Annotated in this window: 14 protein-coding genes; 2 read left to right on the top strand and 12 right to left on the bottom strand. The window is 62.7% G+C overall.

Annotated features, from left to right (window positions below):
- Positions 1-206: 206 nt before the first annotated feature.
- The 9 genes from HX801_RS31610 to HX801_RS31650 all read right to left on the bottom strand — a co-directional run bounded on the left by HX801_RS31610 (position 207) and on the right by HX801_RS31650 (position 6,900).
- A complete protein-coding gene (locus HX801_RS31610; protein ID WP_017478989.1) occupies positions 207-1,337 on the bottom strand; it encodes an MFS transporter in 1,131 nt (376 codons plus the stop codon).
- Between the two features lie 75 nt (positions 1,338-1,412).
- Positions 1,413-2,777: an MFS transporter gene (locus HX801_RS31615; protein WP_023658995.1), complete on the bottom strand. Its 1,365-nt coding sequence runs from the start codon at positions 2,775-2,777 to the stop codon at positions 1,413-1,415.
- Positions 2,778-2,869: 92 nt separating this feature from the next.
- Positions 2,870-3,406: an alpha/beta fold hydrolase gene (locus tag HX801_RS31620; protein WP_177023416.1), complete on the bottom strand. Its 537-nt coding sequence runs from the start codon at positions 3,404-3,406 to the stop codon at positions 2,870-2,872.
- A gap of 4 nt (positions 3,407-3,410) precedes the next feature.
- The gene (locus HX801_RS31625) at positions 3,411-4,187 is read right to left on the bottom strand and encodes a DNA-binding domain-containing protein (RefSeq protein WP_177010092.1); all 777 of its coding nucleotides are present in this window, start codon (positions 4,185-4,187) and stop codon (positions 3,411-3,413) included.
- Positions 4,184-5,035: a DUF692 domain-containing protein gene (locus tag HX801_RS31630; RefSeq protein WP_177023419.1), complete on the bottom strand. Its 852-nt coding sequence runs from the start codon at positions 5,033-5,035 to the stop codon at positions 4,184-4,186. The genes HX801_RS31625 and HX801_RS31630 overlap by 4 nt, the downstream gene beginning before the upstream one ends.
- Positions 5,036-5,091: 56 nt before the next feature.
- A complete protein-coding gene (locus HX801_RS31635; RefSeq protein ID WP_003211275.1) occupies positions 5,092-5,364 on the bottom strand; it encodes a hypothetical protein in 273 nt (90 codons plus the stop codon).
- A 25-nt stretch (positions 5,365-5,389) separates the two neighbouring features.
- Complete coding sequence (locus HX801_RS31640) at positions 5,390-6,157, bottom strand: alpha/beta fold hydrolase (protein ID WP_003211274.1); 768 nt, start codon at positions 6,155-6,157, stop codon at positions 5,390-5,392.
- A 45-nt stretch (positions 6,158-6,202) separates the two neighbouring features.
- Complete coding sequence (locus tag HX801_RS31645; RefSeq protein WP_003211272.1) at positions 6,203-6,631, bottom strand: DoxX family protein; 429 nt, start codon at positions 6,629-6,631, stop codon at positions 6,203-6,205.
- Positions 6,628-6,900 carry a DUF2282 domain-containing protein gene (locus HX801_RS31650; protein WP_003211270.1) on the bottom strand — a complete coding sequence of 91 codons (273 nt, stop codon included), beginning with the start codon at positions 6,898-6,900 and terminating at the stop codon, positions 6,628-6,630. The genes HX801_RS31645 and HX801_RS31650 overlap by 4 nt, the downstream gene beginning before the upstream one ends.
- Positions 6,901-7,477: 577 nt before the next feature.
- Here HX801_RS31650 and HX801_RS31655 point away from each other — a divergent pair.
- Positions 7,478-10,303 carry a winged helix-turn-helix domain-containing protein gene (locus HX801_RS31655; RefSeq protein ID WP_087695384.1) on the top strand — a complete coding sequence of 942 codons (2,826 nt, stop codon included), beginning with the start codon at positions 7,478-7,480 and terminating at the stop codon, positions 10,301-10,303.
- A gap of 106 nt (positions 10,304-10,409) precedes the next feature.
- On the opposite strand, the gene HX801_RS31660 is transcribed toward HX801_RS31655, so the two are convergent.
- The 3 genes from HX801_RS31660 to HX801_RS31670 form a co-directional block, all read right to left on the bottom strand.
- Positions 10,410-10,859, bottom strand: a complete 450-nt coding sequence (locus tag HX801_RS31660) for a hypothetical protein (protein ID WP_177021191.1) — start codon at positions 10,857-10,859, stop codon at positions 10,410-10,412.
- An 80-nt stretch (positions 10,860-10,939) separates the two neighbouring features.
- Positions 10,940-12,220, bottom strand: a complete 1,281-nt coding sequence (locus HX801_RS31665; protein WP_177023417.1) for an ATP-binding protein — start codon at positions 12,218-12,220, stop codon at positions 10,940-10,942.
- A complete protein-coding gene (locus tag HX801_RS31670) occupies positions 12,217-12,900 on the bottom strand; it encodes a response regulator transcription factor (protein WP_003211262.1) in 684 nt (227 codons plus the stop codon). Before HX801_RS31670 ends, HX801_RS31665 begins: the two co-directional genes overlap by 4 nt.
- A gap of 213 nt (positions 12,901-13,113) precedes the next feature.
- On the opposite strand from HX801_RS31670, the gene bamA reads away from it, so the two are divergent.
- Positions 13,114-15,486 (top strand): outer membrane protein assembly factor BamA, encoded by a 2,373-nt coding sequence (bamA, locus tag HX801_RS31675; RefSeq protein WP_177023418.1) that lies wholly within the window; start codon positions 13,114-13,116, stop codon positions 15,484-15,486.
- The last annotated feature ends 121 nt before the right edge of the window (positions 15,487-15,607 follow it).

Genomic DNA, 15,607 nt, shown 5'->3' on the forward strand with positions numbered 1-15,607 from the left:
GATGGCCCGTCGCGGCGGCCCGCGGAACCGGGCCGGAGTGCGGGCATGCCGAGCCTAGGCGAGGCACCGAGTGGTGGGGCAAAGACCTTTTGGTTACTTTTGGCTGGGCCGGCATTCCGGGCGTTTGCCAAAAGTGACCCGCTGTAAGAGCGGAACCCTAAGTGGCCGTTACCGAAGAAACGGATATGTACCCCCCTCCCCCCATCTCATGCTAAACCCCTGGCCCGCCAGCAAAACACCGCACTGACCGCAATCGCCGCCCCCGCCACGCCAAACACCCAAGGCGCCGACGCCACCGGCAACAACAACCCCGCCAGCAAAGGCCCAAGCCCCGCCCCCACATCACGCCACACCGCATTCGACGCCAACGCCGAAACCCGCATCGCCCCCGGATTACGCTCCGCCACCAGCGTCGTCACCAACGGCAACTGCAACGCCCGCAACACCAACACCGCCGCCGCCCCCACAATCACCCAATGACTACCAAACGCCCCCAACGCCAACGCACTGAGAAACGAAAACAGCAGCAACATCGACGTAGCACCAAACTGCTGCGCAGCACGCCCCCCCAGCGGACTCAGAAGCAATTCCGACACATATCGCAGCGCCATCAACCCACCGGCAATCAATACCGCATTGCCACCCAACAGCTTCTGCGCCTGAATCGACAGGCCAAAGATAAACAGCCCATCCAGCGCCACCCCTTCGATAAACGACCAGGTCGCCACACTGTCAGGCAACTTGAACCGCCGCCCCGGCGTGCCATGCAAATTGTGACCCGCAGTCGGCAACCCCCGCGCCATCCACAACCCCACCAGGCAACACACCGCCAGAATCCAGAAGATCGGCCGCGGCCCCACCTGCAACGTCAGCCACCCACCCAACGGCAAGGCCAGCATCGGCCCCAGGGCAATCAACGCCCGCGACCGCCCCGCCCGCCGCGCCGCACCCAGCGGTTCAGAGGTAGCCAATACTTGAGTGGAAAGGTTCAACGCCGCAAAACACAGGCCCCAGACCAACCGAAGCCCGAGCAAGGCCGCAAACCCGGACAGCATCGAGTTGCCAAGGGCACACACCGCCGCCGCGCCGGCGGCAATGGAGCACGTCAGCCGATCACCGTTGCGGGCGTAGAAATTCAGAACATGCTTGTAGCCGAAGATCCGCACCAGGCGGTTGGCCGCCAGCAGCACCCCGGCCTGGGCCAGGGTGATACCGAACGCCTGGGACTCCATCGGCAGCACCAGGTACAGCAACACGTCACTGGGCAGGCACAGGCCAAGGGTCAGCGCGGCACGGCGGGAGTGGGAATCAGCACTGCGTTGGGCCAGATCAGACATAAAAGCTGAAACATTCAGAATTATTTAGACGGCCACGGTAGCCGTCTACCTCAAGGTTTTACAAGGCCCAAATAATTAAACCTTGGCGCCGTCCTGCATCAGGCGCAACCCGCTGGCCACCGCGCCCACCAGGGCAAACCCGCAGCCCAGCCACAACGCGTACTGCGGGCCGCTGCTCAGGGACAGGTGGAAACACAACGCCACCAACGAAGCGCCGAGTGTCTGCCCCATCAACCGCGACGTGGCGACGATCCCGCTGGCTCCCCCGCTGCGGGCAATCGGTGCGCTGGTCATGATCGCCTTGAGGTTGGGCGACTGGAAAAAACCGAACCCGGCGCCACACAGGGCCATGCGCCAACCGATGTCGAAGGTCGAGGCGTCGTTGCCCAGGGTCGCCAGCGAGGCCATGCCCGCGCTCAACATCACCAGGCCGATGCCGCACAACAACGCCAGGGAGATACGGTCCGCCAGGCGCCCGGCAATCAGCGCCATCACCGCGACCACCGCCGGCCACGGCGTCATCAGGAAACCGGTGGCCACCTGGCTGTGCCCCAACACGGTTTGCAACAGGAACGGCAGCGACACAAACGCCAGCCCCTGGGCGCTGAACGCGCAAATCGCGGTGAGGGCCGACAAGGTGAACAGCGGGCGCTTGAACAGATCCACCGCAAGCATCGGCGCCGGGTGCCCGGCCTGACGGCGGATCAGCAACAGCCCGCACAGCAGCGCCACGGCGATCAGCCCCAGCGTCAACACCGCCTGCGCACCGTGCACCGCCGAGCCCAGGCCCAGCACCAGCAGGGCAAACAACCCGGCGCAGAGAATTGCCGCCAGCCGGTCGAAGGCATGCCCGGTGATCGGGATCACCGGAATCGCCCGCACCCCGAGCCACAGGGCCAGTGCCCCCAGGGGCAGGTTGATCAGGTACAACCAGTGCCAGGTAGCCACCGATAGAATCGCCGACGCCGCCGTCGGCCCCAGGGTAAAGGCCAGCCCTACCACCAGTGAGTTATACCCCAGCCCCCGGCCGAGGATTTTTGCCGGGTAGATGTGCCGCAGCAGCGCAATGTTGACGCTCATGATTGCCGCAGCGCCCAGGCCCTGCACCACCCGGGCGGCAGTCAGCGTCGGCAGTGACCAGGCCAGCCCGCAAAACAGCGACGCCACCACAAACACCAGCAAGCCGCCGAGGAACACCCGGCGGTGGCCGACCACATCACTCAGGGACGCAAAGGGCAGTACCGCGGCAATGGTCGCCAACTGGTAGGCATTGACCACCCAGATCACCGAAGCGGAGTCGGTGCCAATCCCTTCGGCCAGGGTCGGCAACGCGGTGTTGACGATGGCCGTGTCGAGGGTCGCCATGCCGATCCCCAGGGAAATGGCGACAACCGCCGCTAGACGCTTATCACTGGGCAACCCATCAGCTACTGAAGACATGGACAATCCGCACACGTGGCAAAGGCGTCTAGATTACGGGCAGCGGCCTTTTTTTTCAGCGGGCAAATGCGCGGCTGTCCAAATATTCATGTTCAGGTGCGCCATTTGCCCATCTGCGCCATCTGCACCAGCACCTCGGCCAGGGCGGGCTGCGGCGCGCTATTCAAGGTGACCAGCGCTACACAGCGGCTCGGCCGCAAGGTAGCCGCTGCCGTGACGGCACGACCGCCGAGATCGAACCCACCCAGCACCGCTTCAGGAATGTGCAAGGCGTTCATCAGGTCCAGCACGTCCTGGCCGAGCACCACTTCCTGAGTGCTGGCGGGTGCCGCCTTGTCCAGCGGCGTGGTAGTGCCATGGCCGCGCAGGTACGGGGCAACCACCCGAAAGCCCTGGGACACCAGGTAGGGTGCGACCTCGGCGAAGCGCTCCAGGTCGCCGTCCGCGCCATGCAGCAAAATGATCGGCCTGCCCTCTTCCGGGCCGGCCTCGTAGTAGCCGATATCCAGCAGGTCGGTGCTGACCTGGCGGATTGTCCAGGGCGCAGGCGCCGCCCATACCGGCAGTGACAACGCCACTGAAGCAATGGCGGTGGAAATCAGAAAGCGACGGCGATTGAAAAAAGACATGGGTTTATAGCTCCGAAAAATTCGACACTGGAAGGTCGTCAACAACCCCCACAATCAACTCGCTGCCGATCCAGCCGGCCAGCCACTCACCGGCTTTTGCCACGCCCTCCTCCTCCCCCAGGCGCTCCACCAGAAACTCGCACAACCCGGCGAAACTGCCGTCACCTTGCAGGTGCACCAACGCCTGGAACTCCAAAGCCTCGACTTGCCGCAAGCGCGAGGTGAACTGGCGACGCCACACCAGCAGCCCACCGGCCTCGGCCAGCATCAGCGCCTCGGGCGCCGGGGTTTGCTGCCACAATGCCGACCAGATCGCCTCGGCGTTGGTGGTCAGCCCATGGCAGCGCAGCGACGGCGTGAGTTGCAGGCGTGCCGTGTCCCAATCCACCGACGCCAGCACGTCCATGGGCAACGGGCTGGCATCGGCGGCGACAAACGCTTCATTGAGCGACGACTCGATCCAGGCCAGTTCATGCACGTCGGGATTGTTGGGGAACAGTTCGCCCAGGGTCAGGTGAAAACCCTCGGGATAGACGTCCAGGGTCCAGGCATGGGGCGGATGCCGGTCGATATGGCTGACGCACGCGGCCAGGAACGCCTCGTCCCCGACCCAGCGCCGCAGGTTGGGAAACGCCTGTTCCAGGCAACCCACCAATTGCGCGCGGTAGTTGTTCTGATACACCGCCAGTCCCGCGGCCTTGTTACCCAACATCTCGGCCGACTGCTCCGAGGCACTCACCAGCCAGGTATGAAAAGCCTGCTGCCATTGCGCGAGATTCATGAGCGCACCTGCGCACGCTTGTAGGCCTCGGAGGCACCGAGCATGCGGGCGATCGACAGCTCCTCCAGCAGCTCTGCCAGGGGCGGGATCTCGTCATCGCGCTCGATCATCGTGGCGACCGGGCCGAGCAACGCAACGGCCTTGGCATACAAGTCCCAGACGCCATCACACACCGGGCTGTCGTGGCTGTCGATCAGCAAATCGCGGCCCTGGCTATGGCCGGCCAGGTGAATTTGCCGGACCCGCTCGGCCGGAATCCCGTCGAGAAACGCGAGAGCGTCAAAGCCATGGTTGCTGGCGCTGACAAACACATTATTGACGTCCAGCAACAGCTCGCAGCCGGTGCGCCGGGACATGGCGGCGATGAATTCCCACTCGCTCATGGACGCGTCATCAAAGGCCAGGTAGCTGGACGGGTTTTCAAACAGCATCGTGCGGCCCAACACTTCTTGAGCCAGGTCGATATTGGCGCAGACCCGGTCCAATGCCTCATGGGTGTAAGGCACCGGCAACAGATCATGGGAGTTGAAACCCCCGCTGCGGGACCAGCTCAAGTGGTCGGACACAAACAGCGGTTCGATCTCGTCCACCAGCGACTTGAGGCGTTTCAGGTAATCGCGATCGAGGCCCTCGGCCGTGCCGATCGACATCGACACCCCGTGCAGCGCCACCGGATACCGCTCGCGAATCTGGCGCAGGATGTGCCGGGGCTGGCCGCCCGCGACCATGAAATTCTCGGAGATCACTTCAACGAAATCCACCGCCACCGGGTTCTCCAGGAACTCGCTGTAGTGTTCCTTGCGCAGCCCCAGGCCATAGCCTGGAAAACGCGGGTTGGGTGTCGGCATCATGTGGTCTCCGTTGCATAAATAGGCGGCAGGCCCAACCTGGGCCCGCCGGGGTGTTACTTCGGTTCGGTAGTGGTGCCGCCCAGCTTCAGGCACTCGGACGGGGTCTTGACGACAACGCCCTGGCCCTTGCAGCTGTTGAGGCCCTTGCAATCGTTCTTGGCCGTGGCGCACAGGCTTTCGCCCTTGCAGTTGTTCACGCCGTAGCAGCGACCCGGCTGTTCCGGCTGGTCGGCGGCGCTGGCGGCGGCCGCGAAGGAAGCGGACGCCATGGCGATCAGGGCGGCAGCAGTGGCAAGGCTCAAGCGGGATTTGATGGATGTGCTCATGGGTATTACTCCTCGGGGGTGGGGTTTATTTGATGACGGATGCCGCGTCTTCGATGACCTTCGCCACAGCCTCGGGCTGGGAGATGTACACCGAGTGGCTGGCCTTGATTTCAGTGACTTTCGAGCCGGCGCGCTTGTACATCCAGCGCTGCAGATCGGGGCTCAGGGCACGGTCTTCGGTGGATACCACGGCGTAGGTCGGCTTCTTGTGCCAGGCCGCGGCCCACACGGTGCCGCCGAACAGCGCGGTGGTGGCCGGCACCTGGGAGGCGGCCATGAAGTCGGTGCGGTTGGTGGTCAGGTCGGCAGCAAAATCGGCATTGAACTTGGTGCGATCAAAGAACAGATGCCCGTCGCGGGTCTGCATCACGTCATTGCTCGGCGCCGGCATCGACGACAGCAGCTGGCTCATGTTCTCGCCGACTTCCGGTTGCAGGGCCGAGACATAGACCATCGACTTGACCTTGTCGCGGTCACCGGCAATCGAGATCACCCCGCCGCCGGAGCTGTGACCCACCAGCACCACCGGGCCGACCTGCTGCTCCAGCACTTCGCGGGCCTCGGCCACGTCGGCGGCGAGGCTTTCATGGCCCTGATGCACCACGGTGACCTTGTAGCCCTTGTGAATCAGGATGTCGTGCACCACTCGCCAGCCGGAGCCGTCGACAAAGGAACCGGGCACGATCACCACGCTTTTACCGGTGCCCGGCTGGGGCTTGGCTGCATCGGCGGCCGAGGCCACCAACGGTGTAGCGAGTGCCATGGCGATCGCCAGGGAAGAAAGAATACGCATGCGACTCTCCACAGGCCTTGGGGCCTGATCATTGTTGTGAAAGGGTTAACGGCGTTGGCCGGACAGCACGCGGTCCAGTGACCAGGCCCCGCCGCCATACGCCAGCAGCGGCAGCAACAAGCCCGCCCAGGTCAGGTGGGTCGGCCAGGCGTCGGGGTATACGAACACCTCGATCACCAGGGTCATGCCCAACAGCGCGGCAGCCGCCGGGCGGGTCAGCAGGCCCAGCACCAGCAACAGCGGGAACAGATGCTCGGCGTAGGTCGCCAGGTGCGCTGCCCAGTCCGGCGGCACCAGCGGCAAGGCGTATTCCGAGCGAAACAAGGTGTAGGTCGACGGCTTGAGCTGCAGGAAACCGGTCACCTTGGTGCGGCCCGAGAGGAAAAACACCGAAGCGATCCCGAGGCGGGCCACCAGCAACAGCAGCGCCTCAGGCAGCACACGCTTGAGCACCGCAGGGGCCAGGGCAATCATGGTTGTTCCGTCAGGCTGCCGAAGCCTTTGGGGGTTTTGATCTGGGTGCAGGTGCCTTTGTCCACCAGCACCCAGGCGTTGCCCTGGTAATCCGCCTTGGCGGTGCCGGCGCAGGAAGTCCCGGCACCGGCGGCGCAATCGTTGGCACCGGCGAGGGACACGCCGAAGCATTTTTCCTGAGGCTTGGCATCCTCGGCATGGGCGGTGGCGGCGAAGGCACCGAGGGACAGTGCGAGGGTGGCGGCAAGGGCTGCGTAATGGCGCTTCATTGTTGAATCTCCTGGCTTGACTGAATGTGGCCAGGGCGCTTGTGCGGTGGGTGACCGCCTGCGCCATCTGGTAGACAGATTTAAAGCCAGGCGTGTATCCCGTCTGTGTCGCGTTTCCTCCTTCTATTCATGCCGGTGTATCAGGTGGGTGCTGATACACAGTCTGATACACAGCCAAAAAAACCACGCCAAACCACCGCCGTTTTATTCGGCATCCCGAACGACACAATTAGAAATATTCGCCTTTCCGAACACCCAACTTCCCCCGCTTTCGACGACCTCAAAAATCCCCATAAATTTCATACGGTTGTTGTCATCTTTGTTACATGCCAACTGGCATACATTCTGCTACATCAGGTTTTCTAGTAATAAAATGTTTCTAAATTGAAACAGTCTCATCGCCTGAAACCCAACGGCCCCGCGCCCTATAACAACGTCCATGCCCCAAAGGAGGGCGACAACTCTCACCTTTTTGATCGACTTCAACTCTCCAAGCCTGCTGCCGCACGTAAGCACCCAAAAGGGCGAATGGCCTGATCGCCAATAACAAGCCCGACTACAAAAAAAGGACAAATTGATGAGTTCGAGCAAATACCCCGCAGTGTCCTTCACGGACCTCGTCCCCCAGGCCCCGGACCACACCGAGAATGCAATCGGTTTTGGCCCCTTTCTCTTGTTGGCGCGCCAGCATGTATTGCTGCGCAACGGCGAGCCGGTGACCCTCGGCAGCCGCGCCTTGTACCTGCTGATCGCCCTCGCCAGCCGGGCTGGCGAGTTGCTGGAAAAGTCCGAGCTGATCTCTTTCGCCTGGCCCAAGGTGGTGGTGGAGGAATGCAACCTGCGCGCGCAGATCGTTGCGCTGCGCCGGGCGCTGGGGGATGACGGCAACTTCAGCTACATCGTCACCGTGCCAGGCCGGGGTTATCGGTTTGTCGCGCCGGTGACGATGCAGGCAGTGAGTGAAGGCGCCATCGCCCAGGCGCTGGTGCCCGCCCCGACGGTGGACGTGCCCAACCTGCAACCGCCGCCCAGCACAGTGATTGGTCGCGAACAGCTGATCCTGAGCCTGGCCGACCAGGTACTGAGCCAGCGTTTCGTGACCATCACCGGCCCCGGCGGCATCGGCAAGACCACCGTGGCCCTGGCCGTGGCGCAACTGCTGCAGGGCCGCTTTCACCAGGGCATGTGCTTCGTCGACCTGGCCCCCGCCACCAGCGGCCAATGGGTGGCCGGCATGCTCGCCAACGCCCTGGGCATCCAGAGCGTGAGTGACGAGCCCTTGCAAAGCGTGGCCTCGATGCTCGCCAACAGCCCGTTGCTGCTGGTGCTCGACAACTGCGAACACGTGCTGCAAGCCACCGCCGACGCGGTCGAGGTGCTGCTGCGTTGCGCGCCCCAGTGCTGCGTGCTGACCACCAGCCGCGAGCCGCTGCGGGCCGAGGGCGAACGGGTGCACGACCTCGCCCCGTTGCTGGTGCCGGACGAAGACGTGAACTTGAGTGCCGAGCAAGCCATGACCTGGTCGGGCATCGCCCTGTTCATCGAACGGGTCAAGGCCCTCGACCCCGGCTTCGTGTTCAAGGACACCGACGTCGCCGCCGCCAGCGCCATCTGCCGCAAGCTCGACAGCAACGCCCTGGCCATCGAAATCGCCGCAGCGCGGGTCCGCACCTTTGGCATCCAGGACCTGGTGGGGTTGCTCGACGGCAGCTTCCGCCTGCAAATGACCGGCCGGCGCACCGCCCTCGCCCGCCACCGTTCACTGAGCGCGACCCTGGACTGGACCTACTCGATGCTCACCGGCGACGAACAGGCCATGTTGCGCCAACTGGCGGTGTTCACCGGTTCTTTTACCCTGGACGCGGTCAAGGCCATGACCGCCAGCAGCACCCTCGATGCACGCAATGCCCTGCCCTTGCTTGAAAGCCTGATGGACAAGTCGCTGCTGATCGCCGGTGAATCGCAGTTGCTCAAGCGCTACCGCCTGCTGGAAACCACCCGCGCCTACGCCCTGGAGAAACTCAACGAACACGGCGAAGCCGACGCCACCCGCCAGCGTCATGCACTGTATGCGCTGGGCGTATTGCAGGAAGCCGGGCAGACCCTCGACGGGCTTTCTCCCGAGACCTGGATCGGCCTCTACGGCCCGGAAATCAACACCATCCGCACCGCGCTGGAGTGGGCCTTTTCAGCCTCGGGCGACCTGCCCACCGGCATCGAACTGACCCTGGGCGGTGTGCCACTGTGGCTGCGCCTGTCGCTGGTCAGCGAGTGCCGCACCTGGGTCGACAAAGGCCTGGCCAGCGCCGCCACCACCCCGCTGCCGCTGCGCCAGCGCATGCTGTTGCAAACCGCCCTGGCCAGCGTGCTGATGCTCACCTATGGCACCGGCGGGCCAATGCGCGAAGCCTGGCGCCAGGTGCGTGAAGACGCCCGCGACCTGGGCGATGCCGAGCACAAGCTGCGGGCGCTGTGGGGCCTGTGGAGTGACCGTTGCGGCTGCAACCAGTACGCCGAAGCACTGGAATTGGCCGAGCGCTACATCAGCCTGAGCCACAGCGGCAACCAGCAACTGCTGGGTAAACGTATGCGCGCGCTGGCGTTGTTTCACATGGGCGACCTGGCCGGCGCCCGACAGAATATCGACGAGGCACTGGGGTCACCGTCAGCCCCGCGCTCGCACATTATCGACGTGCATTTTGATCAGCGCATCGCCGCCCGCTGCCTCAAGGCACAGGTGCAGTTGCTGGAAGGCGATGTCGACCCGGCGCTGCGCCTGATCGGCAGTTGCGTCGATGAAGCCATCACCCTCGATCACCCCGCGACCCTCTGGTACACCCTGTGCCTGGGGGCAATTCCCCTGGCGCTGTTGGCGTCCAACCTGCCCAAGGTGCGGTACTACCTGGGCTTGCTGCAAGACAGCACGACCCAACAGGACCTGCACATCTGGCGTCAGTTTCGGCTGTGCTTCGAGAGCATCCTGCTGATCCGCCAGGGGTCGCCCGAAGAAGGCGTGCCGTTGCTGGGTGAGGCCTTGCATCACCTGCATGGCCAAGGCGACAGCCAGCTTTATAGCTTGCTGCGTTGTGAATACGCCCTGGGGCTGGCGCGGCTGGGCCTGGAGAAACTGGCGCTGGAGGTGTTGGAAGACACCCTGCAATTGGCGCTGGGCCGGCATGAGCGCTGGTTCGTGCCGCAGATGTTGCGGATCAAGGCGCAGCTGATTCTGCGCCAGGCCCAGTACGGGTCGGTGGACAAGGCCAAGGTGTTGCTGCGCCAGGCGTGGGTGGATGCGCAACTGGCCGGGGCGCATTTCTGGCGGGCGCAGATTGCCAGTGACCTGGCCAGGTTGCAGGAGCCGAAGATGCGGATTGCTTCGTTGCCAAGGTTTCAACACCGGTAGAGGCTGCCGGCATGTAACGGTAAAAAGAGGACGGTAAAAAGGGGACAGATTTATTTTATAAATAAATCTGTCCCCTTTTCGCTCTTTTTGAACTCCGGCAGCCGCGCTATTGATCCGCCGCATAAATGACGGTTTGCGCACTGTCGGGTGCAGCGGGTCGGCGGGTGAAGTAGGTGTCGCCTTCATCCGTATGAATCTCATATTCAAACTTGCTGGTCGCGCGGCCCGTGGCGGTGGCGTGCTTGATGATCTTCAGCACGCGCTGGAATTTCACACTTTGGGTGCCGTTCTGGCTGGGCCCGGTGAGCACGTTGACGCTTTGAAACCAGCCGTCGTTCTTCTTGTTCGCCACCAGGGCGCCGGTCATGGCTTCAAACCGCTCCAGCCGGGTAAAGCCCCACAATGTCTGCTCTTCCACGGTTTGGCCGAGGGCCGCAGAGCCGGTAAACACGAACAGGTTGATCGCCGGGCTGTCTTCACAGAAGAAATCGTAAGGCACCAGGCCGTCGACCATTTTCTTGCCGGCCACGAAGCCTTTTTTGTGCACCTGAAACATCGCCACCTCCACGCCAATGGCGTCACTGAACATCAGCTCACGCAGGAGAAAAGTCTAAAGGCGCAGGGCGTACAGGGCGGTCAAGCCAATGTAATATCGTGTAAAGATCCCACCCGAGGCAGGATGATTTCCACGCTCAACCCGCCGGACGGCTCGTTGTGCGCCTCGATGGTGCCGCCATGCATTTCCACGGACCTCAAGGCGATCGCCAGGCCCAGTCCGAAACCGGCATCGGTGTCATTCGGGCCACGTTCGAAAGGTTCGAAAATACTCCGCAACCGCAGGTTTTCAACACCCGGCCCCTGATCGGTGATCAACACCCGCAGCCAACGGTTGTCGGGGCTGACCTCCGCCGAAACCCGCACCGTGGTATCAGGCTGCGTGTAGCGCACGGCATTTCGAATGACATTTTCGAAACACCGATACAGCAGCTCGCCACTGGCCCGACTGACAAAGTCCGGACACGCCTGCAAGCTGACACTGCAGCCTTTGATACCCGCCTCGAACTGAGCATCCTCGACAATCACGGCCAGCAATTCGACGATATCCACCGGCTCGCGCTCGATGCTTTCGGGACGGCCCTGCACACGCGCCAGGGTCAGCAGCGCCTCGATCAGCGTGTCCATGCGCGCCGATTCACGCTGGATGCGCCCGAGCATTTCCTGGCGTGCCGGGTCTTGCTGCAACAGCCCGATGGCCACTTGCAAGCGCGTCAACGGTGAGCGCAGTTCATGGGAGATGTCGTGCAACAGCTGTTGCTGGGCTTCCACCAGCAGCTTGAGCTGGTTGGCCATGCGGTCGCAGTCTTCGGCCAGGTCGACGATTTCATCACGGCGCTTGCCCATCATCGGCCGCACCCGGGTTTCGAAGCGGCCCAGCGCAACGTCGCCCATCGCCCGCCGCAGATAAGCCAGCGGCCACGCCAGGTAGTAGGCCATGTACCCACTGAACAGCGCGCTCATCAGCGTGCCGATGATCAGCGGGATCCAGTGGCCCAGGCGCCCGGGTTCGTGGGGAGGATGGGAAGACCTGAGGGACAGCGCGGCCCCGTCCTTGCTGATCAGCGACTTTTCATAAGCCACCTGCGAGACCGGCGTGCCGGCCAGCAATTGACCGGCACTGTCATAAACGCCAATGGCTTGGCCGTGGGGTGGCTGCCACACCGCCAGGAGCTGGCGGCCCGACTCGACACCGTACTGTTCCAGCAACTGTTCTTCGCTGGCCAGGATCGCATCCAGATGATGGTCCCCGGGGCCCAGGCTGCCCGCCACGAGAATGCTCAAGCCCACCAGGAACGTCAGGCTGGTGGCCAGCCAAAAGGCCAGGAACAGTTTCCAGAACAGCCGGCTGGGTTTCATCATTCGGCGATCAACAGGTAACCGAGGCCACGCACGCTCTGGATCCAGGCCTTGGCATCCGGGCGCGGGCCCAACTTCTGGCGAATGCTGCTGATATGCACGTCGATGCGCCGGTCATAGCGGGTCAACGGGCAGCCCAGGGCATTGAGCGACAGGTCCTTTTTGCTCACCACCTGGCCGGCGCACCGGGCCAGCACTTCAAGTAGGCTGAATTCGGTACTGGTCAGCCCCAGTGCGCAGCCTTTCCAGAGGGCCTGGCGCTTGCCGGGCCAGAGCACCAGGGCGCCGGTCTTGATCACGTCAGCGGCCGGCGGGTCCACGGGCTGCACCCGGCGCATGATCGCGCGCAGGCGCGCCACCAGTTCACCCGGGGAACTGGGCTTGGGCACGTAATCGTCCGCGCCAAGCTCCAGCCCGGTGATCCGGTCGATGTTGTCGCCCCGGGCCGTGAGCAACACCACCGGCACCTGGCTGCTGGCGCGGATGCGCCTGAGCACTTCTATGCCCGACAGCCTGGGCAGCATCACGTCCAGCACCACAATGCTGTAGCGCCCCGACAACGCCTCAACTTCACCCTCCTCGCCGGTGTGCACGCAGGTCGCCTCAAAGCCTTCATGCTCCAGGTATTGGCCCAGCATTTCAGTCAGTTCCTGGTCATCGTCGACTAGCAATACGCGGATCATGGCGAGCTCGTGAAAGGGTACCCCCACAGTATCGCCCAGCCTCATCGCCCCGGGGCCAACCTTTACCTAACTTGACACTTGGTTAACCGCACCAAACCCCCGGCGCTCTTATGCTTGCCGTCCACCCGTCTGGCCGCGTCGTGGTGACCCGCCTGCGGCGAGTCATCCCGGCGCGCTTGCGCTGCTTGTCGATGTGTTCTGGAAAAGATCTTGATGAATTTTTCGCGCCTGCTCTGCTCGGTTGCGCTGCTGCTCAATGTCACACTTGCACACGCTGAAGCCTTCAAAATCTCGGATATCCGTATCAACGGTCTGCAACGGGTCTCGGCGGGCAGCGTGTTTGGTGCCTTGCCCCTGAACGTGGGGGACGAGGCGGATGACCGACGGCTGGTGGATTCCACCCGTGCGTTGTTCAAGACCGGCTTCTTCCAGGACATCCAATTGAGCCGCGACGGCACGGTGCTGATCATCAATGTGGTCGAGCGCCCATCGGTGTCCAGCATCGAGTTCGAAGGCAACAAGGCCATCTCCACCGAAGACCTGCTCAAGGGCATGAAGCAGTCGGGCCTGGCCGAGGGCGAGATCTTCCAGCGCGCCACCCTGGAAGGCATGCGCAACGAACTGCAGCGCCAGTACGTGGCCCAGGGTCGCTATTCGGCCACGGTCGACACCGAAGTGCTGCCGCAGCCGCGTAACCGCGTGGGCCTGAAGGTCAAGATCGACGAAGGCTCCGTGGCCGCTATCCAGCACATCAACGTGGTGGGCAACCACGTGTTTACCGACAAGGAACTGATCGGCACGTTCACCCTCAAGACCAGCAACTGGCTGTCGTTCTTCACCAACGATGACAAGTACGCCCGTGAAAAACTCACCGGGGACCTGGAACGCCTGCGCTCCTATTACCTGGACCGTGGTTATATCAACATGGACATCACCTCGACCCAGGTGTCCATCACCCCGGACAAGAAGCACGTCTACATCACCGTCAACATCAACGAAGGCGAGAAATACACGGTGCGTGACGTGAAGCTCAGCGGCGACTTGAAAGTGCCCCAGGACCAGCTTGAAGCCCTGTTGCTGGTGCAGAAAGGCCAGGTGTTCTCGCGCAAGCTGATGACCACCACCTCGGACCTGATCACCCGGCGCCTGGGTAACGACGGCTACACCTTCGCCAACGTCAACGGCATGCCCACGCCCCACGATGAAGACCACACCGTGGACATCGTGTTTGCGGTCGACCCGGGCAAACGGGCCTACGTGAACCGCATCAACTTCCGTGGCAACACCAAGACCGACGACCAGGTGCTGCGCCGGGAAATGCGCCAGATGGAAGGTGGCTGGGCGTCGACCTACCTGATCGACCAGTCCAAGGTTCGCCTTGAGCGCCTGGGCTTCTTCAAGGAGGTCAACGTCGAAACCCCGGCCGTGGCGGGGGTCGACGACCAGCTTGATGTGAACTACGCGGTCGAAGAACAAGCGTCCGGCTCGATTACCGCCAGCGTCGGTTTTGCCCAGGACGCCGGGCTGATCCTCGGCGGTTCGATCACCCAGAACAACTTCCTGGGCACCGGGGATTACGCCAGCCTGGGCCTGACCCGCTCGCAGTACCAGAGCAAGTACAACATTGGCTTTACCAACCCCTACTTCACGCCGGACGGGGTGAGCCTGGGCTATAACGCGTTCTACAGTGCCACCGATTACAACAACTACTACGACGATGGCAGCGGTGTTTCCTACTACTCCATCAACAGTTACGGCCTGGGGGCCACACTCGGCTACCCGATCAATGAAACCTCGCGGTTGAGTTTCGGCCTGACAGTGCAACACGACAGTATCGACCCGGGCACCTACAGCTCTGATGAGATCTACGATTTTCTTCAGCGCGAAGGCAGTGAGTTCACCAACTTCAAGGCCAACCTTGGGTGGTCGGAGTCGACGTTGAACAAAGGCGTGATGCCGACCCGTGGTTACTCGCAGAACCTGAACCTGACGGTGACGCTTCCGGGCAGTGACTTGAGTTTCTACAAACTCGATTATTCCGGGCAGACATTTGTGCCGATCACCAATTCGACGACGCTGCGTTTGCATACCAAGCTCGGTTACGCCAACGGGTACGGCTCGACGGACGGCCTGCCGTTTTATGAAAACTACACGGCCGGGGGTGAAGGTTCGGTGCGCGGGTTTGAAAGCGGCACGCTTGGGCCGCGCAGTACGCCGGCGACCGGGGCGTATGCCAGTGCGGGCCAGCAGTACTACAGCGACCGCAGTCCCGAGGCGTTGGGGGGCAACATCCTGATTACCGGGGGGGCGGAATATCTGTTTCCGATGCCGTTCCTTAAAGATAATAAATCGGTGCGTACGTCTGTGTTCTGGGATGTGGGTAACGTTTATTCGGACAAGTGTGCCCTCAGTACTACCCAGGGTTGTAATGGGGTTGACCTGAGTCAGCTGGGTGCATCTGTGGGGGTTGGGGCTACGTGGTACAGCCCGTTGGGGCCGTTGAGTATCAACCTGGCGTTGCCGGTTCGTACCCCGGAGAATGCGACCAAGCAGGTGTTCCAGTTCTCCATGGGGCAGAATTTCTGATCTGCCTGGGTACATATCCGTTTTTGCGGTTATGGCCGCTATTGGTTCCGCTCTTACAGCGGCTCACTTTTGAAAAGCGCAAAAGTCCAGTTCGGCCAGCGTGGTTTAACGGGGCGCCCAA

The organism is Pseudomonas sp. G1002 (assembly GCF_013385455.1).
Taxonomy (GTDB): Bacteria; Pseudomonadota; Gammaproteobacteria; order Pseudomonadales; family Pseudomonadaceae; genus Aquipseudomonas.